17 protein-coding genes and 2 pseudogenes are annotated in these 22,213 nt (G+C 61.3%); 12 read left to right on the top strand and 7 right to left on the bottom strand.

What is annotated here, in order from left to right; all coding sequences use genetic code 11:
• Positions 1 to 7: 7 nt before the first annotated feature.
• Entirely contained in the window at positions 8 to 604 is a 597-nt protein-coding gene (locus QP891_RS10210; RefSeq protein WP_284770876.1) for an HAD-IA family hydrolase, read from the top strand.
• Here QP891_RS10210 and QP891_RS10205 read toward each other — a convergent pair.
• Positions 587 to 1,720 carry an ROK family transcriptional regulator gene (locus tag QP891_RS10205; RefSeq protein ID WP_284770877.1) on the bottom strand — a complete coding sequence of 378 codons (1,134 nt, stop codon included), beginning with the start codon at positions 1,718 to 1,720 and terminating at the stop codon, positions 587 to 589. The two genes, QP891_RS10210 and QP891_RS10205, sit on opposite strands and share 18 nt — an antisense overlap.
• A gap of 108 nt (positions 1,721 to 1,828) precedes the next feature.
• Between QP891_RS10205 and QP891_RS10200 the strand changes: the two genes are divergently transcribed.
• Both QP891_RS10200 and QP891_RS10195 read left to right on the top strand, forming a co-directional pair.
• A complete protein-coding gene (locus tag QP891_RS10200) occupies positions 1,829 to 2,398 on the top strand; it encodes an LOG family protein (protein ID WP_034658012.1) in 570 nt (189 codons plus the stop codon).
• A 71-nt stretch (positions 2,399 to 2,469) separates the two neighbouring features.
• Positions 2,470 to 4,140: a DUF885 domain-containing protein gene (locus tag QP891_RS10195; protein WP_284770878.1), complete on the top strand. Its 1,671-nt coding sequence runs from the start codon at positions 2,470 to 2,472 to the stop codon at positions 4,138 to 4,140.
• A 22-nt stretch (positions 4,141 to 4,162) separates the two neighbouring features.
• On the opposite strand, the gene QP891_RS10190 is transcribed toward QP891_RS10195, so the two are convergent.
• Positions 4,163 to 5,269: an AbrB family transcriptional regulator gene (locus QP891_RS10190; RefSeq protein ID WP_284770879.1), complete on the bottom strand. Its 1,107-nt coding sequence runs from the start codon at positions 5,267 to 5,269 to the stop codon at positions 4,163 to 4,165.
• Between the two features lie 57 nt (positions 5,270 to 5,326).
• Between QP891_RS10190 and QP891_RS10185 the strand changes: the two are divergent.
• A pseudogene (locus QP891_RS10185) lies at positions 5,327 to 6,097 on the top strand (TSUP family transporter).
• 1 nt (position 6,098) lies between these two features.
• On the opposite strand, the gene hrpB reads toward QP891_RS10185, so the two are convergent.
• Both hrpB and QP891_RS10175 read right to left on the bottom strand, forming a co-directional pair.
• On the bottom strand, positions 6,099 to 8,369 hold the full coding sequence (hrpB, locus tag QP891_RS10180) for an ATP-dependent helicase HrpB (protein ID WP_284817053.1): 2,271 nt from the start codon (positions 8,367 to 8,369) through the stop codon (positions 6,099 to 6,101).
• Positions 8,370 to 9,035, bottom strand: coding sequence for a sugar O-acetyltransferase (locus QP891_RS10175; protein WP_084539211.1), 666 nt, complete (start codon positions 9,033 to 9,035; stop codon positions 8,370 to 8,372).
• Between the two features lie 108 nt (positions 9,036 to 9,143).
• Here QP891_RS10175 and QP891_RS10170 point away from each other — a divergent pair, with 108 nt between their 5' ends.
• The 4 genes from QP891_RS10170 to QP891_RS10155 all read left to right on the top strand — a co-directional run bounded on the left by QP891_RS10170 (position 9,144) and on the right by QP891_RS10155 (position 11,785).
• Complete coding sequence (locus QP891_RS10170; protein WP_284783297.1) at positions 9,144 to 9,467, top strand: hypothetical protein; 324 nt, start codon at positions 9,144 to 9,146, stop codon at positions 9,465 to 9,467.
• A gap of 294 nt (positions 9,468 to 9,761) precedes the next feature.
• Entirely contained in the window at positions 9,762 to 10,451 is a 690-nt protein-coding gene (locus QP891_RS10165; protein WP_284771131.1) for an alpha-ketoglutarate-dependent dioxygenase AlkB family protein, read from the top strand.
• 38 nt (positions 10,452 to 10,489) lie between these two features.
• Complete coding sequence (locus QP891_RS10160; RefSeq protein ID WP_284771130.1) at positions 10,490 to 11,029, top strand: NADPH-dependent FMN reductase; 540 nt, start codon at positions 10,490 to 10,492, stop codon at positions 11,027 to 11,029.
• A gap of 36 nt (positions 11,030 to 11,065) precedes the next feature.
• Positions 11,066 to 11,785 carry an SDR family oxidoreductase gene (locus QP891_RS10155; RefSeq protein ID WP_284771129.1) on the top strand — a complete coding sequence of 240 codons (720 nt, stop codon included), beginning with the start codon at positions 11,066 to 11,068 and terminating at the stop codon, positions 11,783 to 11,785.
• Positions 11,786 to 11,853: 68 nt separating this feature from the next.
• Here QP891_RS10155 and QP891_RS10150 read toward each other — a convergent pair whose 3' ends face one another.
• Both QP891_RS10150 and betT read right to left on the bottom strand, forming a co-directional pair.
• Positions 11,854 to 13,431 carry an aldehyde dehydrogenase family protein gene (locus QP891_RS10150; RefSeq protein ID WP_284771128.1) on the bottom strand — a complete coding sequence of 526 codons (1,578 nt, stop codon included), beginning with the start codon at positions 13,429 to 13,431 and terminating at the stop codon, positions 11,854 to 11,856.
• A 45-nt stretch (positions 13,432 to 13,476) separates the two neighbouring features.
• Entirely contained in the window at positions 13,477 to 15,717 is a 2,241-nt protein-coding gene (gene betT / locus QP891_RS10145) for a choline BCCT transporter BetT (RefSeq protein ID WP_284771127.1), read from the bottom strand.
• Positions 15,718 to 16,050: 333 nt separating this feature from the next.
• Between betT and betA the strand changes: the two genes are divergently transcribed.
• The 4 genes from betA to QP891_RS10125 all read left to right on the top strand — a co-directional run bounded on the left by betA (position 16,051) and on the right by QP891_RS10125 (position 20,961).
• Entirely contained in the window at positions 16,051 to 17,826 is a 1,776-nt protein-coding gene (gene betA, locus QP891_RS10140) for a choline dehydrogenase (protein ID WP_284771126.1), read from the top strand.
• 180 nt (positions 17,827 to 18,006) lie between these two features.
• Positions 18,007 to 18,135, top strand: coding sequence for a hypothetical protein (locus QP891_RS10135; RefSeq protein ID WP_005276220.1), 129 nt, complete (start codon positions 18,007 to 18,009; stop codon positions 18,133 to 18,135).
• 577 nt (positions 18,136 to 18,712) lie between these two features.
• Entirely contained in the window at positions 18,713 to 19,072 is a 360-nt protein-coding gene (cmtR, locus tag QP891_RS10130) for a Cd(II)/Pb(II)-sensing metalloregulatory transcriptional regulator CmtR (protein WP_284771125.1), read from the top strand.
• Positions 19,069 to 20,961 carry a heavy metal translocating P-type ATPase gene (locus QP891_RS10125; RefSeq protein ID WP_005280600.1) on the top strand — a complete coding sequence of 631 codons (1,893 nt, stop codon included), beginning with the start codon at positions 19,069 to 19,071 and terminating at the stop codon, positions 20,959 to 20,961. The genes cmtR and QP891_RS10125 overlap by 4 nt, the downstream gene beginning before the upstream one ends.
• Before the next feature lie 478 nt (positions 20,962 to 21,439).
• Here the strand turns inward: QP891_RS10125 and QP891_RS10120 are convergent.
• Positions 21,440 to 22,213 (bottom strand): annotated as a pseudogene (locus QP891_RS10120) (IS256 family transposase); the annotation flags it as partial.

Raw genomic sequence — 22,213 nt, 5'->3', positions numbered from 1 at the left:
ACGCATTATGCCGAAGTTGCTGTTTGATCTGTACGGCGTGCTGCTGCGCCCCGCCACTCCGGAAGCGCACGCTGAACTAGAGCGCTTCCTCGCGCCTGCGAACCCGGAGGCCTTCTGGGAGGCCTATAACTATTTCCGGCCGGATTACGATGCCGGAATTTTTAGCGATAGCCACTACTGGAATGAAATAGCCGCCCGCGCGGGAATGGGGCCCATTGACTGCGCTGGGGCCGTGGCCTGTGAGAACCAGTACCTGCTCGAGGCTGACCCAGAGATGGTGGCGCTGGTCAAAGGGCTCATCGGGGAGGGCTTTAGTGTGGGGATTTTATCCAATATCCCCACGACCTTGGCGAAACAGGTACGCGCGCAGCACCCGTGGTTGGCAGAGTGCGCGGCGGTAACGCTGAGCTGCGATATTGGGGTGGCCAAGCCGCACCCAGAGGCCTACCGAGTGGCGGTGGACGCGCTCTCAGCGCAGCCCAAGGACACGCACTTTTTTGATGACCGCATCGACTACATCGAGGGCGCCACTTATTGCGGGTTGCAAGCCCACCTGTTTACCGGGATCGACTCCGCGCGCGAGGTTTTACGCGGTCTGGAGTGAGCGGCCCAGCTCCAACGGTTCGCGCAATAGCTGATCGGTAGCCACGGTACGGGCGACGGCGCGCACGATTTCTTTGTGGCTTGGAATCATGCGCAGCTCTAGGTCCTCCGAGGCGGAATCGCGGACGGTGGAGGCAAAAAGCTGGGGCGCGCGGGAATCACCGGTAAAGGCCCCGCCGGCAATGACCACGGTTTTCGGCGAGTATTCGTGGACCATCTCCGCCGTAATCTGGCCCAACTGGCGGGCGCGCTCATCCAAAATGGCGCGCACGGCTGAATTGGATTCGGCGATGGTCGCGACCTCGGGCAGGGTATTGGCCTCGATGCCGTGGCGGCGCACGGCGTCCAGAATGGACTGGGTGGCCAAGAGATGTTCGGAAGCGCCGTGCCCCAGTAGGTCAGAGCGGGTCTGTGGCAGCGGGATGATGGAATTTACCTCGTCATCGGCGGATAGCGCTGATCCTAAAGAATCGTCCGCGAAGAGCAGGAGCACGCGCTCGTTCGTACCAATCTCGGCGGCCTGCGTCTCCGAGCCCAAAATGGCGGAAATGGCGGAGGTAACCACCACGGGGACGCTAAATTGGAAGCGCAGGCGCGCCGCGATATCCACACCGTGCCAGCCCAGATTGTCTGCGGTGACTAGGCCCTCTTCATCCACGGTGCCTGAGGTGGTAATTCCTAAGGCCACGAGGCGGCGATCCAGGCCCGTCATCATGCGGTTGATGCCGGCCATGATGTGTTCAAGAAAGTCTTCCTCCGTCAGGCGGGCGACAGGAGTGGTGATTTCTTCCTCCGCAACGGTGCGGCCCTTGATGTCATAGAGGCCGATATAGGTCTCAGAGGTGCCGACAGCGATGCCGCCGAGTACCCAGTTATTATCCGCGGCCTCGAGGGGAACGGTAGGGCGGCCCCGGCCCTGGGATTGGGTGAGGTCGGTGCGCTCTTGGATGAGTCCTGCGTTGAGGAGCGCGGTGGTAGCGCGGGTAATGGTGGGCTGGGAGAGTCCGGTGGCTTCTACCAGCTCACTACGGGTAATGATCGGATTCAGGCGCACCAGGTGAAGGCACTTAGCAGCCGGTGTACGGGGGCGCGTGAACACGGGGCCAGGTTTGATCATGAAAGAAAGTATATGTGTCACAGACTGCTTTGTCTAATCTATTCATAGGTGTATGTACCGAATGGTCTAAAGGTGGAGGTAGGCCGAAAATTCCCTATGCTGGGGCGCATGAAATCAGTAGCGGTTTATTGTGGTTCCGCCGTGGGCAATTCGCCCGCCTATAGCGCAGCGGCACAACACTTGGGCGGCGAGCTTGCCCGTCGCGGGCTGAACTTGGTCTATGGCGGCGGAAATATTGGCCTCATGCGCGAGGTTGCCAACTCCTGCTTGAAGGCCGGCGGCACCGTCACTGGCGTCATGCCGCAATCCCTGGTGGATCTAGAAATCTCCCACCCGGGCTTGACCCGCCTTGAGGTAGTGGACTCCATGGCAGAGCGGAAAACCCGGATGGAGCAGCTGGCGGATGCCTTTATCTGTTTGCCCGGCGGCGTGGGCACGTTGGAGGAAGTAACAGAGGTACTGACCCAACAACAGCTGGGCAGCATTCGTGGGCCCGTTGGCTTGGTTGACGTGGAAGGTTTTTGGCAGCCCTTTTATGACATGTATGCCGCCATGGCTGAGGCGGGCTTCATCCTGCCCCGCTTTGTAAAAGCACTGGTCATAGAGGAAAATCCCGCGGCCGTGCTGGATGGTTTTGCCCAGTGGCACTACCCGGGCACGAAGTGGAACAACGATTAGCTAACAAGTTTGCAACATTTGGGTGGGGCTGGGTGGCTTATCAACAAGATAAAGGGTTAGACTTCCCTCTTATGAGTTCTGAGCAGACCGCTAAGCGCCAGCCCTCTCTACTGGACGCTTCGTGCGATAACTTCGTTCACGACCTAGCCGAGCTATCCCCAACTGATGCAACCGCGTGGGGAATTGACGGTTTTGAAGGCGAATTGCAGGATTTTTCCCCTGACTATTTTGAGGCGGTCGCTGATCGCACCCGCGATATGGTTGCGGATCTAGATGCCTTGGATGACACCACCGATGAATCCGATGATGAGGATGACTTCGATGATGTGGATTATGTCACCGCCGCTGTCTTGCGGGATCGTCTCTGCTTAGATCTGGATTTGCACCACCACGGCGAGGATATTCGCAGCCTTAATAATATTGCCTCGCCCGTGCAGACCATCCGGGATTCCCTGCTGCTTATGCCGCAGGAGACCCAGGAGGACCGCGAGGCCATTCGCTCCCGCCTGTCCAAGGTCAAGGGTTCCCTCGATGGCTACCGCGAGTCCCTGAAGGAAGCGGCCTCCCACGGCATGGTGGCACCGCACCGCCAGATCTCTGAGGTCATGGTGCAGTGCGAGCGGCTTGCCGATGCCGACTCCATGCTCGAGGGCCTCGGCCTCGACCCCGACTCCGCCGAGGTAAAGAAGGCCAAGGAGGCCTTTGGCGAGTTCTCGGATTGGCTGTCTAATGATCTGCAGCCGCAGTCCTCTAATAAGGACGCGGTGGGCCGCGAGCGTTACGAGCGTTTTTCCAAGCTTTTCGTCGGCGATTCCGTGGACTTGGACGAGGCCTATGAATGGGGCCTTGACCAGGTGCGTTACCTGCGCGGGGAGCAGGAGAAGATCGCGCACGAGCTTTATGGCTCGGAGTGCTCGGTGCGCTCTGCCATGCGCAAGCTGAACCACGAGGAACGCTATACCCTGCGCGGTACCGATGCCTTGGTGGAGTGGATGCAGAGCAAGGCCGATGCGGTCATCGCCGAGCTCAACGGCAAGGAATTCGACATTCCGGAAGAAGTCGAAGAGATCGAGTGCTGCATCGACCCAGCCGGCACCGGCGGCATCTTCTACACCCCGCCCAGCGATGACTTTTCGCGCCCGGGCCGCATGTGGTGGTCCGTGCCGGAGGGCCAAGATACCTTCCACACCTGGCAGGAGCTGACTACCGTGCACCATGAGGGCGTACCGGGTCACCACCTGCAGCTGGGTTCTGCCCTGGTACAAGAGGATCTCAACCTGTGGCGCCGCGCGGTGACGTGGAATTCCGGCCATGGCGAGGGCTGGGCCCTGTACGCCGAGCAGCTTATGGCCGAGCTGGGCTACATGGACGATCCTGGTGTGCGGATGGGGCTGCTCGATGCCCAGCGCCTGCGCGCGGCCCGCGTCGTGGTGGATATCGGATTGCACCTGGGCAAGAAGCTACCGGACTGCACCGTATCCGGCGTATGGGATAAGGCCCACGTGAAGACCTACATGCGCGAAAACACCGCCATGGATGATGCGAACCTCAACTTTGAGGTCAACCGCTACCTGGGTTGGCCGGGCCAGGCGCCGTCCTATGCCTTGGGCCAGCGCCTGTGGCAAGAAACCCGCGCCGCCGCCGAGGAGCAGGGCATGAGCGCCCGCGAATTCCACTCCGAGGCCCTGGCTCTTGGCTCGGTGCCGATGTCGGTGCTGCGCGAGGCCGTGCTCAATAACTAAACGCGCAGGCTAGCCGCGCACGCTAGCGCCGTGTGGAAAACTTGCTGACGGCCCTGATGAGCTGCGGCAAGTATCCCGCAATGACCAGCACGGCGATGAGGCGGGTGAGCTGCACCGCGATAACCACGGGGCCAGCCCCGCCTTCCGCGGAGAGCGCGAGCACGGTCTCTAGCGCGCCGGGGCTGGTGGCTAGGTAGGCCTCGAAGTAACTGATATTCAGCCAGTGCATCAGCGGCCACGCCGTGGCCGCACACAGGCCGAGGACGGCGGCGATGGAAAGAATCGTCGCGGGAAGTTGTTTGGCAAAGGCCTTGAGCGATGGGAGGGAAAGCCCGCCGCCGCAGACCCACCCGATGGATAAAAAGGCGATGACCTTAAAGGCATAGATCGGCTCCAGCGTATGCCCCTCCGGCAGGAAGAAGGAGGCCAGCACCGTCAAGATCAACGGGCCGAGCACGGCCGCTGCGGGCAGGTGCAGGAATTTTCCAAGGCTTTCACCGACCAGCGCGATAACGAGCACCAACGCGATGATCCACCAGGTGGTTTCCGCCTCGAGCCTTAAGTCACCGCCCCTTCCGGCAGGCGTATCGAGGAAGGTCACGACGGCGGGAAGGGATACGGAAACGATCAATAACCGCAGGTATTGGGTGAGCGCGACGTAGCGGTAGTCGGCACCGAGTTCATCGGCAAGCGCGGGCATGAGCGAGGCACCGCCGGGGAGCATGGACAGGATGCCGGTTTCGGAGGAGACGTCCCGTGGCCGCTGGCGGTGCAGCATGACGCCGCAAAAAATTCCCAACGCGATGGTGACAAAGGACATGGTTATGGCAGCCGGCAGGTATCCCACCAATTGGCCGAAGGAAACTACCGTCAGCGGCAGCGCGGCCATGATGCCGATGAATCCGCGCGATAGCCCATAAAATTTGCGGTTGACCTTGAGGTCTTCACCGGTGATAAGGGCCATGGCGCCGGAGGCGATGATCGCGGCCAAAATCCACGCGGCCGGCACGTGCCACATACTAAAAAGCCAGCCCAAGAGGATGGAGACGGGGACCACGATGCCCCACCGCAGGATGGTGTGGGTATCTACGCTTATTCCCCAGTGCCGTTTAGCCACGTATTCTCCCATCTTCTGCTCGTCTCCGATGAGTCTAGACCTCCCCGCCGCGGGGTTTATGATCTCCTCATGGATATCGACGTGGCGCAGTGGGCGGTGCTCCTTGTGGGCGCGGCGGGAGCAGGCTGGATCGACGCGGTCATCGGCGGGGGAGGCCTCGTGCTAATTCCGCTATTGCTTGCCGTGATTCCGGGGCTTGCGCCGGCAACGGCGCTGGCCACCAACAAGCTCGCGGCGGTATCCGGCACGGCATCGGCGGCCGTGACCTTGGTGCGCAAGGTGCGCCCGCCCGCAGGGGAGCTCGTTCGCTACGCCCTCATCGCCCTCGTGTGAGCCGGGCTGGGCGCGAGTGTGGCGGCGAATCTTAATAGTGACATTATGCGCCCGCTCATCATCGTGCTCTTAGTGGTGGTGGGCGTCTTCGTGACCTTTAAGCCGAGCTTTGGCACCACCGAGTCTCCCGGCATCCGCGGCGGATGGCGCACCTGGGCGGGGCTTGTGGCGGTGGCGGCCATCTCCTTTTATGACGGCATTTTTGGCCCGGGTACCGGCATGTTCCTGATTATGGCCTTTACCTTCATCTTCTCCCAGAACTTCTTAAAATCCGCGGCGATGGCCAAGGTGGTCAATACCGCCACGAACCTCGGTGCGCTGGTGACCTTCATCCTTGGCGGCCACGTGTGGTGGACCCTTGGTATCGCGTTGGCCGCCGCCAATATCCTCGGCGCCCAGGTGGGCGCGCGGACGGTGCTCAGCGGCGGAACGAAGCTTATCCGCTACGCCCTGCTTACCTTGGTAGTGGTCATGAGCAGCTATTTATCCTGGCAGCAGTGGGGTTAGGCTACATCCGGTTCTTGGTCCGCGCGGTGGCAATGGCATTCCACGGATCCTCGGGCCACAGGTGCTTGGGGTAGCGCCCGCGCATTTCGGCGCGCACCCCGGCGTAGGGGCCGGACCAGAAGCTAGCAAGATCATCGGTGACCGCCAGCGGGCGGCCGGCGGGGGAGAGCAAGTGGAATTGCACGCGGTTGCCGCAGTACTCCGGGGATTCGGCCAAACCGAAGCATTCTTGCAACTTGATGTGGACCACGGGGCGCTCGCCCGACCAATCGATCTTGGCATCGCGGCCGGAGGGCACGGGCAGGCGCTGAGGTGCGAGCTCGTCCAGGCGGGTGGCTCCGGGCCAGGGGAGCAGGCGCTGCAGGGCGGGGTACATGTCTATTTTGGCGGTGGGGGTTCCCGCGGCAATCTGGTGCAGCTCGGGCCCAAGCCACTCGGCGGGATCGGCGGCATCGACTTCCGGCCAAGGGTCGCCGTAGTGCGCGTGCAGGTGGCGGAGCCTATCTTTTAAGCTCTGGGCTTTCTCGCTGAAGGTAAATAGGCCGAGGCCTTCTTCGCGGATGCCGGCGGCAAGGGCCTGCGCGGCGGCATCGCCGGTGACCTTGACCGGGGTTTCGGACAGCACAATCGCCCCGGCCGCCCGGACTTTGACCCCGCGCACGCGGCCCCCACGCAGGAAGGCGCGGGTTTCTTCTGTGACGCCGATGGCATCCAGCGCGGCAGACTCTTCGATGCGCGCGGCGGTGCGGATGATGGGGTTTCCGGCATTGGAGAGGGTGACCTCCGCGATGGCGAGCCACGGCGAGCCGGCCAGCCCGGAGTTATCCAGCAGCCGGGCGCGGGTGCCGCTGGCCAGCAGGTAATCTTCGCCCACGCGCTTGGCCACCTGCTCGGGATAGGCGGTGGCGACGACCTCGCCGGGGTCAGCGGGTCCGAGATCCTCCACCAGGCGAGACAGGCGCCTGATTTCCTTCTGCGGTGCGGGGCGGCGGGTGAGATCGGTGGTGTTGGTGGGGGCATCGGCAAGCGCGGCGATGGTGGGCGCCGCCTGGCTGCCGTGCCGGATAAGGGCCGCGCCTTGGCGGGGATCGGTGGGAAGCAGGGCGAGTTCCTGCGTCGCGCCAATGCGCTCGAGGGTGGCGCGCGCGGCCGCAAGGGCTTGGGCGGGCGGCGGATCGAGCAGCGGGAAATCCGGGCCCGCGCCCCAGCAGTCTAAAAACAGCGCAGCCTGGGTGAGGTCCGCGGACAGGATCTCCGGCGTGGTGTGCGGGGAAAAGTGCTGGTAATCGTCCTGGGAATAGCAGCGAATGACCGTACCCGGCGCCTCACGCCCGGCACGGCCCGCGCGCTGGTCCGCGCTCGACCTCGATGTGGAGACCGTCACCAGGCCAGACATGCCGCGCTGTGCATCGCGCCGGGGAACGCGGGCCAGCCCGGCATCTACCACCACACGCACGCCAGGCACCGTCAGCGAGGATTCCGCGATGGACGTCGCCACCACAATGCGCTGCTCATCGGTATAAAGCGCGGCATCTTGCTCTGCGGTGGTCTGCTTGCCGTGCAGCGGGAAAACATTATGGCCCTGCAGCTCCTCGCACACCAGGTTGACCTCGCGCACGCCGGGCACGAAGACCAGCGTGGATTCGTGTTGGCGGGCCGCCTGCTTGGCGATGCCCCCGTAAAACTCCCGCGACCCCGCCGCGCGCCCCGATTGCGGCGCGTACTGGATATCCAGGGGATAGGTCACCGCCTCTGTGGTGTGGACGGGCGCGCCCATGAGCTGGGAAAAGCGCTGCGCGTCGACCGTTGCGGACATGGCGATGACGCGGAAGTCTTCGCGCAGCTCGGCCAGCTCCAGGCACATGCCGAGCACCAGATCCGTATCCAGCTGGCGCTCGTGGACCTCATCGATGGCCACGGCGGCCACGCCCTCGAGCTCCGGATCTTTGAGTAGGCGGCGCAGCAGTACGCCTGGGGTGACGAATTCGACCTCGCTGCCCGTGCGGGATTCGCCGCGGATGGCGAAGCCGACCTTCTCCGGGGTGCCGCTGAGGGTGCTCAATCGCTGGGCGGCCGCGCGCACGGCGACGCGGCGCGGGGCGGTGACGATGACCTTGCCGCGCCCTGCGGAATGATTGGCTAGCGCCGGTGGCACGAGCGTGGTTTTACCCGTGCCGGGCGGTGCCTGAATGACGACGTTTCCGGTGTGGGGAAGCGAATCGATGGTCTCGGCTACGGGCAGCCCCGCGCCAATGCTGGCGAGATCGAACATTTACTGCGCGGCCCCGAAACCTTCCACGGGGCCGTCCAAATCCTTGCGCTCCCACGAATCCTCATCGCCGTCCAGGGTGCGCACCACGCGGCCGGGCGTGCCCAGGACCAGGGAGTTATCCGGGATATCCTTGGTCACCAGCGTGCCGGCACCAATAACGCAGTTTTCACCAATGGTAACCCCCGGCATGACGGTGGCATTGGCCCCAAACCACGTATTGCGCCCCACGGTGATGGGATGGGCGATTTCCCACCCGCCCTCGCGCATCGCGTGATCATTGACGGGGTGGCCCACCGTAATGAACGAGCAATTGGGCCCAATCAACACGCGGTCACCGAATGTGACCTTGGCTTGGGCCAAAATGCTGCTGCCAAAGTTGATGAAGACGCCTTCCCCACAGACGATATTGCAGCCGTATTCCATATTCAGCGGCGCGTGCGCCCCCGGCACGTGCGATTCGTCCGGCAGGATCTCCCGCAAGATTGCCTGCGCCTGCTCCTTATCGGTGTTGTGCAGATCGTTGAACTGCCCAATCAACCCAAAGGTGCGCTGGTGCTCCTTATCGATGTCCCCCATGCCCGGCAGGTGCCACTGCCCACCGGTCATTCGCTCCCAAGTGCCGTAGCGTTGCAGGTCGTGCAGCTTCTGTTCATCCATGGTGGCCATTGTAGAGGGCGCGTGGTTCCTGCCGAGCATACTGGACTTGACCCCTCAGCGTTCGGATAGAATTAAGGAGAAGTTTACTGGCAAACCATATTGTGGAGTGTTTTTCTGATGAGTCGTTTGATTGGCTTTGCTGGGATTGCGGTGCTTGTGGTTTCAGGGGTCTTTGCTTTATTCGGTTACACAAAAATTTCGTATTTTTTGCTAGCCGTTGCCGCCGTTGATCTCATGGTTGCCCGGATCTACCAGCCTGACGAATCCAATGACAGAAGAACGAAACAGCTAAAGGCAGTTAGCTGCTTCGCCATACTCCTCGGCACACTTTTCATCTATATAACAGGGTCTTGGATAGGAATCATCGCAATCAACTCAGGAATAATAGATCTCATGTCCGGAGAAAATTCAATACTAAAAAAGCAGCCACAGAAGCAATAGAGCTGTCGGCTCTAATGCAAAATGCTGCCGGCCAATGAATGACCTCAAACAGGTGGGTACTTTCGTTCCTTTTCCGTTCGATAATGCTTCTACCGTTGTCTGATTTCTGGATTAGGCTATGTGGGACCTCGGACGAGGTAAAGGCTTGAGTTCTAGGATTGACAGTGCGAGCTTGCTCGATGCCCGACCTACCGTCCAGACCACCACCAAAGTAGAAACCCCTGCTTGGTATGCCATCGCTTCCCGCATTTCGTCGGCAGCGTGGCCTAACCGATTAGCGGCTAGGGTGGAGGAATGCTTTTTGATTCGCTGCCGCGGCCGAATGCGTACGTCGCGCCGGGTGTGGGGCACGTGCCGGGATGGGTGGGCATCGGCAAGCAAAAGGCCCTGGTAGAAGAGACGCGGGAGATTGCTCGCGCGTATGCGCATACACCGATGGCGATGGTGCAGCCGCGGCTGACATCGGGCGGGCAGATGAGCGTATTTCAGCTGCATCTTGGCAGGTATTGGCATTATCCCAGCTACCGGTATGTGGACAATATGGAAGGCACGGTGGTGCCGCCGGTGCCGGAGAGCCTGCGGGAATTGGCTCCGGCGGCGCTGCGGGAGGCGGCCCAGGTTGCCCCGGAGCTTGAACCATGGGTGGATAACTTCGTGCCGGAGATGGCGCTGGTGAATTATTATCCGCCCGGCTCGGCGATGGGAATGCACGTGGATGACTCGGAGGAATCGCCTGCGCCCGTGATTTCGCTTTCGATTGGGGATGAGGCCCTCTTCCGCATAGGCCATACCGAAAACCGCACTAAGCCCTGGGACGATGTGACTTTGTGCTCGGGTGATTTGGTGGTCTTTGGCGGGCCGAAGCGCTTTGCCTACCACGGGGTGGTGCGGGTAAATGATGGCACGCTGCCGGAGGGATGCGGGCTGCAGGAAGGCAGAATCAATATCACCATCAGACAAGTTTCGGCGAGCGCGGTAGGCTAGGGCGGGTTACATAAAGGTTGAAGAAAAGAGGTTTTCTTATGTCCCGAATTGGCATCATCATCGGCTCCACCCGCGATAAGGCGGCAGGCCAGGCAGTAGGCGAGTGGGTCAATGACCTCGCCCAAGGCCGCGAGAACGGCGTGGAGTACCAGCTGTTGGAGCTCAAGAAGTTCAATATCCCCATCCTCACCAGCGAGGTCGTTCCGGGGGCGGCGAATAAGCAGTACGATGACGCCAACGTGCAGGAGTGGTCCAAGGCCGTCGATGCCTGCGATGGCTTTGTCTTCGTGACTCCGGAGTACAACCACTCCGTGTCTGGTGCGTTCAAGAACGCCTATGATTCGCTCGGCGCGGAATGGGCGGGCAAGCCGGTAGCCTTCGTGGGCTATGGCTCCGTCGGTGGCGTGCGAGCGGTCGAGGCTTGGCGCAATGTCGTTGCTAACTTCTCCATGCCACAGCTGCGCAACCAGCTGGACTTTAATATCTTCACCGACTGGAACGACGGCGAATTCCGCCCTAGCGATGACTCCTACGAGCGCGCAAACTCCCTGCTTTCTGAACTCGAGGAGGCCCTTTAAGTAAAAAGCCCTGCACCGTGCCGCGCGCTGCGTAGCATGGGGTGCATGACTGAAAAGAAAGTAGCAGTAGTAACAGGCGCCTCCTCTGGCATTGGGGAGGCCACCGCGCGTTCTTTGGCCAAGGAGGGCTGGCACGTCGTCGTGGGAGCGCGCCGCACAGACCGCCTGCAGCAGCTTGCCAATGAAATCGGTGGCGAGGCCTACGAACTCGACGTTACGTCCGATGTCTCCGTTTCAAAGTTCGTCTCCCACCTCGAGCGCGTAGACCTCTTGGTCAATAACGCCGGCGGTGCCAAGGGCCTGGAGCCGCTTGTTGATACCGCCATTGAGGACTGGCAGTGGATGTACGAGACCAACGTGCTCGGCACCGTGCGCATGATTCAGGCGCTTATGCCCAAGCTTGAGCGGGTGCCAGATCTTTCCGGGCTAATTATTAACGTCGGTTCCATTGCTGGCTGGACCGTCTACGAAGGCGGTTCCGGCTATAACACCGCTAAGCACGGCGTGCGCGTGATTTCTCGCGCGCTGCGCCTAGAAAACCACGATGTGCGCGTTACCGAGATTGATCCTGGCCGCGTGGCCACGGACTTTTCCTTGGTGCGCTTCAAGGGCGATGAAAAGCGCGCGGCCAAGGTGTATGACGGCCAGCTCAACCTCGTGGCAGAAGACATTGCGGAGGCCATCCGCTGGGTCGCCGCCCAACCGGCCCACGTCAACGTGGATACGATGACCATTAAGCCGCGCACGCAAAGCTAAGGCCCCGCGGGGCTCTTAAAAAGAGCAGCGGCGGGGCGGGGCCTAGGCTTTATCTTCCTGCTTGAGCCTTATTGCAGGCCAAACTGATCCCATGCGGCAGGGGCCAGGTTCTGGTACACGTGCTTGTGCTCTTGGTATTCGGCAAGGCCGGTGGGGCCCAGCTCGCGGCCGTTGCCAGACTGCTTGTAGCCGCCCCATTCCGCCTGCGGCAGGTACGGGTGGAAATCATTGATCCAAATGGTGCCGTGGCGCAGGGCGCGGGCAACGCGCTCGGCGCGGCCGGCATCGGAGGTGTACACCGCGCCAGCCAGGCCATACTCGGTATCGTTCGCGATCTCGATGGCCTCTTCTTCGGTGGTGAAGGTCTCGATGGTCACGGTCGGGCCGAAGGCCTCATCGTGGACGCAGTCCATCTCGCGGGTAGCGCCATCGATAATCGTGGGCAGGTAGTACACGCCCTGGCCCAGGTCCGTGGTGCCGGTGCCGTGCTGGCCGGTGGTGTCCTCGCTGGTGGCGGCGCGGCCGCCGGTGAGGATCTTGGCGCCTTGTTCGCGGGCCTTGTCCACGTAGGCGGCTACCTTCTCGCGGTGATCGGCCGAAATGAGCGGACCGGTCTCGGCCTTGTCATCGGTGGGGCCACCGATCTTGATCTTCTCGGCGCGCTCGACCAGTGCGGCAACGAACTTATCGTGCAGGGACTCTTCCACCACGATGCGCGAGCCGGCGGAGCAGACCTGGCCGGAGTGGAAGAAGGCGCCGTTGAGCGCATTATCCACGGCGACGTCGAAGTTGGCATCAGCAAAGATAACGTTCGGGTTCTTGCCGCCGAGCTCTAGCGCCGTGCGCTTGACGGTTTCGGCCGCGTTCTTTGCAATCAGCTTGCCGGTAACGAGGCCGCCGGTGAAGGAGACCATGTCCACGTCGGGGTGCTGGGAGAGCGGATTGCCGCAGTTAGCGCCGGCGCCGGTGATGAGGTTGCCCACGCCATCCGGCAGGCCGCATTCCTTTAGCGCCGCCATGAGCAGCATCGCGGTGTGCGGGGTCAGTTCCGCTTGCTTGAGCACGAAGGTATTGCCGGCAGCAAGTGCTGGGCCAACCTTCCAGGACACCTGCAGCAGCGGGTAATTCCAGGGGGTAATCAGGCCGCAGACGCCCACCGGCTCGGCGTCGATGCGCGAGCGCAAATTGGGGTCTTGTGGGTCGACCACGCGGCCGGCTTGGTGCTGGGCCAGGGTGCCGAAGTACTCGAAAGCATTGGCAATATCGTCCATATCGCCCAGGGATTCCTCGTAGCGCTTGCCGGTATCCGCGGATTCGGCTTGGGCGAAAAGTTCCTTGTGCTCACGGATGAAATCCGCCAGGCGGATGACGATCTTGCCGCGCTCGGCGGACGGCGTTGCGGCCCACTCGCCCTTATCGAATGTTTCACGTGCAACCTGGATGGCACGCAGGGTATCTGCCTCGGATGCCTCGGAGACGACGCCGACGGTGGAGCCATCGGCAGGGCAGATAATGGTGCGGGTCTCGCCATCCTGGGCGGCCTCCCACTGGCCGTTGATGAAGAGCGACTTGGGGGCACCACCGGAGTGCACGCCATGGAGCAATTCGGTGGTCGTGGGATCGAACAAGGTGTTCTGGGTGCTCAAAGTGCAAGCAACCTTTCTTTAATTGAGGCGGTATCGCCTGCCAGTTTAACTATCTTCGCGCCAGGTGCGTTCCGGCTCAGCGCCATCGGAGACATCGGAATCGCCCGGCTGGCTTTGCTGCATGTAGAGGAATGCCAGGTGACGCTCGTACAGGTCCAGCACGTTATTGATGATCTGGTTTTCGGAATAGCCGTAGACGTCATAGCCCAGCGAACCGGTCATGTCGTAGACCTCCAGGCGGTAGTACTCGCCGTCGCCCTCGCAGAAGTCCGGTCGCTCCGCGGAAACCGGGAAGAGCTGGTAGCGGAATTGGCGCTCGTTGTGCAGCCGGACCTCGAGATCGAGCTGGGGCAATTCGGCATCGGGAAGCTCACTGGTGAGCAAGATGGCGTCGTAGCCGCGGGTGCGCATTTGCGTGGCCACCTGCTCGAGGGCGTAGGCGGCAGTTCCCCGCAGGTAGTCATCCATGTCCTGTTTGGTGGGGAAGGAGTTGGCTCGGTCCAGGCGGTTCTTCCACAGGTTGGAATCGCTCGGCTCGCGCTCGGTGCGGCTGCTGATGGCGCCGTGCAATGCGGTTTTCCGGGCCTCGCGCTGGACGATTTCCAGGCGCAGCGACTTCCACAGCGAGAACATGATGAGGTAGACCACGAACGCGAAGGGCAGGCCCATGACCACGGTCGCGGACTGCACGGTGGCAATGCCATCGAGCTGCAGCAATGCCAGGGTGAGCGCGCCGACGGTAATGGACCAGAAAATACGCAGCCACCGGGCGCCATCCTGCCGGTTATCCGTGATGCGGGAGGTGAAGTTGGACATGACCAGCGCACCGGAGTCGGCCGAGGTGATATACAGCAGCAGGCCGATGAAGGTGGTCAGGAAGATGACGATGGCGGAGCCAGGGAATTCCTGGAGCATGTCATAGAAACCCTGCTCCGGAACGTTGATGGCGTTTTCCGCAAATTCCGGATAGTCGCCGGAGCGCACCATATCCAGGGCGGTATTGCCAAAGAAGGACATCCACATCAGGATGAACAGGAAGGGGAAGGTCAGCGTGCCCAGGATGAACTGGCGCAGCGTGCGGCCGCGGGAAATGCGGGCCAGGAATAGGCCGACGAAGGTTGCCCAGGCAATCCACCAAGCCCAGAAGAAGAGGGTCCAAGACTGCATCCAGGTATCCACGCTGGCTTGGTCCTCAGCAAAGGCGAAGGTCTCTAGCGTCCAGGAGGGGAATTTGGAGACGTAATCACCGATATTGGTGACGATGGCATCAAAGAGGTAGGCGGTCTTGCCAAAGACCACGACGTAGACCATCAGCGCGATGGCCAGGTACACGTTGAGCTCAGAGAGGAAGCGAATGCCCTTATCCACGCCGGATACAGCCGATAGCGTCGCAATGACCACCGCGACAATGATGAGCGCCGATTGCAGCCCCAGCCCCTGCTCGATGCCAAAGATGAGGTGGAAGCCGTAGGACAGCTGCACCACGCCGATGCCCAGGGAGGCGGTGACGCCGAAGACGGTGCCCAGCATGGCGGCAATGTCCACGGCCGAACCAATGGGTCCGTGCACGCGCTTGCCGATGAGCGGGTACAGCGCCGAGCGAATAGCCAACGGCATATTCAGGCGGTAGGCGAAGTAACCAAAGGCCATGCCCATCAGCGCATAGAGTGCCCAGCCGGTAAGCCCGTAGTGGAACATGGCATAGACCACGGCCTCTTTGGCGGCTTCCATGGTTTCGCCATCGCCCACCGGCGGATCCATGTACATCGTGACCGGCTCGGCCACGGCGAAGAACATGAGGTCCACGCCGATGCCGGCGGCAAAGAGCATGGATACCCACGAGAAGGTATTGAATTTGGGCCGGGAGTGGTCCGGTCCCATGCGGATGCTGCCGGTATTGGAAAAGGCGATATAGAGGACAAAGACCACGGCGATGGTGGCGGTCAGGACGTAGAACCAGCCCAGGTTCGTGCCGATCCATCCGGTGACGCTGGCGAGGGTATTCGCTGCTGATTCCTGCCCGAAGCCCGCGTACAGCGCCATGGCGATGATGAGAACACCGGAAATGATAAAGGCCGGCCAATTGGGTTTGGGCGCAGCCACCTCATCGGCGCCGACATCATCGCCGGTCTCAGCCTTGTAGCTGCCGACGATGGCGCGTACTTGGTTGCGCGGTTTATGACCCTTGTCCTCAGTTGGGTGAGTTTCCCCAGGGGAGTGAGCGAGAGAGGTGTCGGAATCCCCTGTGCGGGACTCTTCATGGTCGTGCGGACCACGGTTAGCCATCTACTTCTCCTAGTCTTGATCGATTAAGTGCCGAATCTTTCGCAAGAGTGCCCCACAGTCCCCCGAAAAGAGGGGTGAGAGATAGGTTGGTGGCATAAATCATATGCGAGCAATCTATGCGTAAAGACCCCGGATTTCATCTACTCAGATGCATACCCGAACACCGTAAATATACATTAATCTGGGAAAACGTCCACCAGGTGTGTATTCTGGGGTCGCCATTGTGCATAAATGAAAGCGGTTAAGTACAGATTTTTTGCGCACCATACAATGGATCTGCCGCAAATACGGCGAGAACTACGCGTGAGATGGCTCACAGAAGGAAGGGGATTTATGGGTATTGCGGACAAATTGACTAAGAAGCGCTCGACAAAAAAGGCCACGGATGAAGTCAGCGATGTGGTCGTCGTCGGCGGTGGCTCTGCAGGCTCCGTCATCGCGGCTCGCCTGACCGAGGACAAAGACACCCGCGTGCTCGTTCTTGAGGCCGGCCGCCCGGATTCCCTGTGGGACCTATTCATCCACATGCCTTCCGGTTTCTCTTTCCCCATCGGGGCAAAGAACTATGACTGGATGTATGAATCCGATCCGGAACCGGAAATGAATGGTCGCCGCATCTACCATGCGCGCGGCAAGGTGCTCGGCGGTTCCTCTTCCATCAACGGCATGATCTACCAGCGCGGCAACCCCATGGACTACGAAAAGTGGGGCCAGAACCCAGGCATGGATAACTGGGACTTTGCCCACTGCTTGCCCTATTTCAACCGCATGGAAACCACCGCTGCCGCAGACGACGATGATCCGCGCCGCGGCCACGATGGCCCGCTCTACCTGTCCCGCGGCCCTGCTACCTCGCAGCTTTTCCAGGCGCTATTCAAGTCGGTACAAGAGGCTGGCTATAACCTAACCAATGACGTCAACGGTTACCGCCAGGAAGGTTTTGCCCCCTTCGATCGCAATATCAAGCACGGCAAGCGCTGGTCCGCTGCCCGCGCCTACCTGTACCCCAACCAGGACCGCGACAACCTTGAGGTGCGTACCCGCGCATTTACCACCAAGATCCTCTTTGAAGGCACCAAGGCAGTGGGCGTGGAATACGAGTGGCAGGGTGGCACCCACCGCGTCTTCGCAGACAAGATCGTCTTGTCCGCCGGTGCCATCAATACCCCGCAGCTGCTAGAGGTCTCTGGCGTGGGTGACCGTGAGATCTTGGAAAAGCACGGCATCGATGTGGTCAAGCACCTGCCAGGCGTGGGCGAGAACCTGCAGGACCACCTCGAGGTCTACATCCAGTACGAGACCACCAAGTCCACCGCTTCCTCCCAGCCTTACCTGGATAAGTGGCGTTGGCCGTTTATGGGCCTGCAGTGGCTGCTGACGAAGAAGGGCCCAGTGGCTACCTCGCACTTTGAGGGCGGCGGTTTCGTGCGCTCCAACGAGGATGAGGCCTACCCGAACTTGATGTTCCACTTCCTGCCCATGGCGGTGCGCTATGACGGCCAAAAGGCCGACGTTAAGCACGGCTTCCAGTGGCACGTCGGCCCGATGTTCTCCGATACCAAGGGCCACGTGCACATCAAGAGCTCCGATATCCGGCAAAAGCCCTCCATCCTCTTTAACTACCTGCGCACTGAGCAGGACCGCCGCGAATGGGTAGAAGCCGTCCGCGTCGCCCGCTCCTTGCTGGATACCAAGGCAATGGAGGAAGTTGGCGCCCGCGAGTTCAGCCCGGGCCCAGAGGTCCAGAGCGATGAGGAAATCTTGGAGTGGGTCCGCAATGACGGCGAGACCGCACTGCACCCATCCTGCACCGCCAAGATGGGCGATGAGTCCGATCCTATGGCCGTGGTTAACCCAGACACCATGGGTGTATGGGGCGTCGAAGGCCTCTACATTGCGGATGCCTCCGTCTTCCCGTCCGTGACCAACGGCAATATCTACGCCCCAACCATGATGGTGGGCGAGAAGGCTGCCGACCTCATCGCCGGCCGTACCCCGCTGGAGCCAAACCACGCTGAGTGGTACAAGGCCAAGCAGGATATGCCGCTCTACGCTGAGGGCGAAGCAGTCCGCGATCACAAGCACTCCATCCAGGGCGCTGACCACTAAGCACCCTCCCGCCGGATGGCTGTAGCGCCGCGTTCCCTTTTCCTGGGGGCGCGGCGCTTTTGCTTGCCGACGTCCCCCCTTCCCACCGCGCACCCCTACGCCTGACCAGAACCATGATTTAATCGCCTCGCAAGGAACCAGGTCCACTGTAATGGGCCGCCAGAGTAAAGGAGGGCATTGATGCTCAGCATTATCGCTCTAGTCATTAGTATCGTTTTCGCCGTTGCCGTTATTAAAAAGCTCGATGACATCGATGCGCACTTAAAGGAACTACTCGCCTCGCGCGAAGATGGCGAAACACCGCGTTAATCGTGCGGGTGGCTAAGGAGATGGTGAACGAATTTCGAATTAACCAACTGCAAAAGGCCCATACCGACCGTGAAATGGAATTTTCCTGCGATGTAGCTTGAAGGGCTATGGCTTCGTAGATCAAAGTGGTTTCCAAGCAGCAGTGCCAGTACTTTGTACGCGGGGTAGCCAACACCGCCGACTTCAAGTAAGTATCATTCCCGGATACCAGCGAAAAGAGTTAGTCATTTGGCTATTAGAAAGCTTCGCTACGTGTGGTTCGACCCGTACGCAATGTCCGTGAGTGTCTAGCCCTTGATGGAGAACCTGGTGTCAGTGTCGCTGGCCGCACCTACGCCGCCGTCATGTCCGCCGACACCCTGTTCATCACCATCCCCACAGGGGTGGGTGTGGACATCCACGTGAAGATTCTGGAGAACTTCGCCGCCCACGCCCCCCGCGTTGGGTTGGCAGCCGAACCGCGAAGGACCAGTCATCGGCTATCCCATCGACTAATTCTTGCAGGTGGCGGGACTTTCGCGTGACTGTTAGTTCACCCCATTTTAAATAGTTCATCGCATACTGTATAATTCAGCGCATGCTGACTATTGCTTCGCGCCTCGACGTCATGAACCGGCTCGGCCGGGCCATGGCTGATCCGACGCGCTCCCGAATCCTGCTAACCCTACTAGACGGTCCGAGCTACCCGGCCGTGCTCGCGCAAAGCTTGGATCTGACCCGCTCGAACGTCTCGAACCACCTATCCTGCCTGCGCGATTGTGGCATTGTCGTCGCTGAGCCGGAGGGCCGTAAAACCCGCTACGAAATCGCCGATCCGCACCTCGCGGCAGCGCTCGAAGCGCTAGTCAACGCGACACTGGCCGTCGACGAGAATGCCCCCTGCATCGACACTGAGTGCTCGGTGCCCGGCTGCGGCGAGAAAGGAGCGGACGTATGAGTTCAGCATGTGGATGCGAACACGAACCCGCCACGGAGATCGACGAGCTCGATCGGCCATGGTGGAAGGACCCTGAGCTACTGCTGCCGATCTTCTCCGGCGTAGCCCTCATAACAGGACTGGCGCTGGACTGGTCCGACTTGGAGACGCCCGCGACGGTACTGTATTGGGTTGGGCTGCTGTTGGGCGCTTACACGTTCGCGCCTGGAGCGATCCGGAACCTTGTCATGAAGCGCAAGCTCGGCATTGGCTTGCTAATGACGATCAGCGCGGTCGGTGCGGTGATCCTCGGATTCGTCGGAGAGGCCGCGGCGCTAGCGTTCCTGTACTCGATCGCCGAGGCACTGGAAGACAAGGCGATGGACCGGGCCCAAGGCGGACTGCGGGCGCTGTTGAAGCTGGTACCGCAGACCGCGACGGTGCTGCGCGACGGCACAGCGGCCGAGGTCGTAGCGAAGGACCTCGAGGTTGGCGAGCTAATGCTCGTGCGCCCCGGGGAGCGGATCGCCACGGACGGCATCATTCGGTCCGGGCGCTCCAGCCTTGACACCTCAGCGATCACCGGAGAATCCATTCCGGAGGAGGTTGCGCCCGGCGACGAAGTGCCTGCGGGAGCGATCAACTCCGCCGGGGTGCTGGAGGTCGAGACGACCGCAGCTGGAACGGACAACTCGCTGACCACACTTGTGGACCTAGTCGAGCAAGCGCAGGCGGAAAAGGGCGACCGCGCCCGGATCGCCGACCGGATTGCCCAACCCCTAGTGCCCGGGGTGATGATCCTGGCGGTGCTGGTCGGCGTTATCGGCTCGCTGCTGGGCGACCCTGAGACGTGGATCACCCGTGCGCTGGTAGTCCTGGTCGCAGCGTCGCCGTGCGCGCTGGCAATCTCCGTGCCGCTGACGGTCGTGGCCGCGATCGGCGCGGCCAGCCAGTTCGGAGTGGTTATCAAGTCCGGCGCGGCGTTCGAGCGACTCGGCGGCATCCGTCACCTGGCAGTGGACAAAACCGGAACCCTTACCCGCAATCAGCCTGAGGTTACCGGAGTGGTCCCGGCAGACGGATTCGATCGGCCGCAGGTGCTTTCCTTCGCGGCAGCAGTTGAGCAGCAATCGACACACCCCCTCGCTGCGGCGATCGCGGCAGCGGGGCCCGAAGCGCCCACCGCCTCGGACATCAGCGAGGAAGCTGGGCATGGCATCGGCGGCACCGTCGAAGGCCGACGGGTGCTGGTGGGCAGCCCCCGATGGATCGACGCCGGGCCACTGAAAGCAGACGTTGAGCGCATGGAGTCCGAGGGCCAGACCTGCGTCCTGGTCACCGTCGATGACGCTCTCGCCGGGGCGATCGGGGTCCGTGACGAGTTGCGGCCCGAGGTGCCCGAAGCCGTGCAGGCCCTGCACGCCAACGACGTGGAAGTAAGCATGCTCACCGGCGACAACTCTCGCACCGCCCGGGCGCTGGCTGGAATCGCCGGAATCGACGACGTGCGCGCCGAGCTGCGCCCTGAGGACAAGGCAAGCATCGTCGCCGAATTCTCCTCCAAGACGCCGACGGCGATGATCGGCGACGGCATCAACGACGCGCCGGCACTGGCGGGTGCGACGGTGGGCATAGCGATGGGAGCGACCGGCTCTGACGCCGCGATCGAGTCCGCTGACGTCGCCTTCACCGGCCACGACCTCCGGCTAATCCCGAAGGCGCTGCAGCACGCCCGCCGAGGAAGCAGGATCATCAACCAGAACATCGTGCTGTCTCTGGCCATCATCATCGTGTTGATGCCACTGGCGATCAGCGGCGTGCTGGGCCTGGCCGCCGTCGTGTTGGTTCACGAGGTCGCCGAAGTGATCGTGATCTTGAACGGCCTGCGGGCTGCGCAAGCGAAGCGCTGAGGCTGTGACCGGCAAGTCTCATAAGGGTTAAACCACACGCCGAGCGGACACACCTTGGGCCAGGAACGTCATTCGAGTTCACGGTCCGTCTCCGTGGAATTGGGATCGTACCCGGTAGCCTGTCCGTTCTCGGTGCGTGTGGGCACGGGGGCTGTGGGCGAGCCACCACCCGGCACGTGCCCCAGCCGGTCAAGGGCCCCCGAGCGCTCGGCGTCTCCAGTGCAGATCGTGGAAGGATCGAACTTGCTCAGGGACCAAGCGTCACTGCGAGACTCTTTTCGTCCCGCAACTTGAATAGTTCAGCGGCCTTGATGCCACGGACATCTATTCAGAGTGCTGCCGAGTCTCATCGACACAGCCCGCGACTACCTGGGCAGTGTGTTTGACAAAAGACCCCACCCTCATCAGCGTTGAGTCAAGTCCCGTGTAGTGGTGTAGCCGTTTGTGCTTTCGGCTCGATATGAAGTTCGGGGTTTGGTTAGGCGGTTAGCTGGTGGTGGTCGTCACGATGTTCTTCTGGGTGGTGCATGAGGTGTTTGGTGTGTTCGAGTGCGGTCAGTGACATGTAGCGTTTTTGTTGGATCCAATCGTCGTGTTGCTCGGCTAGGACCGCACCGACAAGCCGGATGATGGATTCACGGTTTGGGAAGATGCCGACGACGTCGGTGCGCCGGCGGATCTCTCGGTTTAACCGTTCTGTGGGGTTGTTTGACCACACCTTCGTCCAGACTGGTTTCGGAGCTGCGGTAAACGCCAGTACTTTATCGAGTGATTCCTCCAAATACGCCGCGACGTGAGGGAATTTCGGCTCCAGCAGGTCGACGACTTCGCGGGCTTGTGCCCAGGTGGATGTGGCGTCAGGTTGCTGGAAGATCGTCTGGAACATCGCAGAGACCATCGGCCACCTGTGTTTTCGGGACCTTTTCTTAAGAGGTTCTTCGCGAAATGGGTGCGGCACCGCTGCCACGACGCATTGGGTAGCACTTCGGAAATGGCGTGCTGGATGCCTTCGTGGGTGTGGCTGGTGATAAGGAATACCCCGGTAAGTCCGCGGGCTTTTAAGTCCTGGAAGAAGCCTTTCCACGACGCGTTGGATTCCGCGGTGGCAACGTGCATGTCAAGCATTTCGCGGTACCCGTCGGCGTTGACTCCGGTGGCAAGCAGCACTGAACATTTGACCACCCGGCCGCCTTCGCGCACTTTGATTGTCAGCGCGTCGCACGACACAAAGGCGTACCCGCCGGGGTCTAGT

It is taken from the genome of Corynebacterium sp. MSK310, assembly GCF_030227355.1.
Classification (GTDB): domain Bacteria; phylum Actinomycetota; class Actinomycetes; order Mycobacteriales; family Mycobacteriaceae; genus Corynebacterium; species Corynebacterium rhinophilum.
The sequence above is the reverse complement of the archived record's forward strand: the minus strand, read 5'-3'. Positions and strand labels throughout refer to the sequence as shown.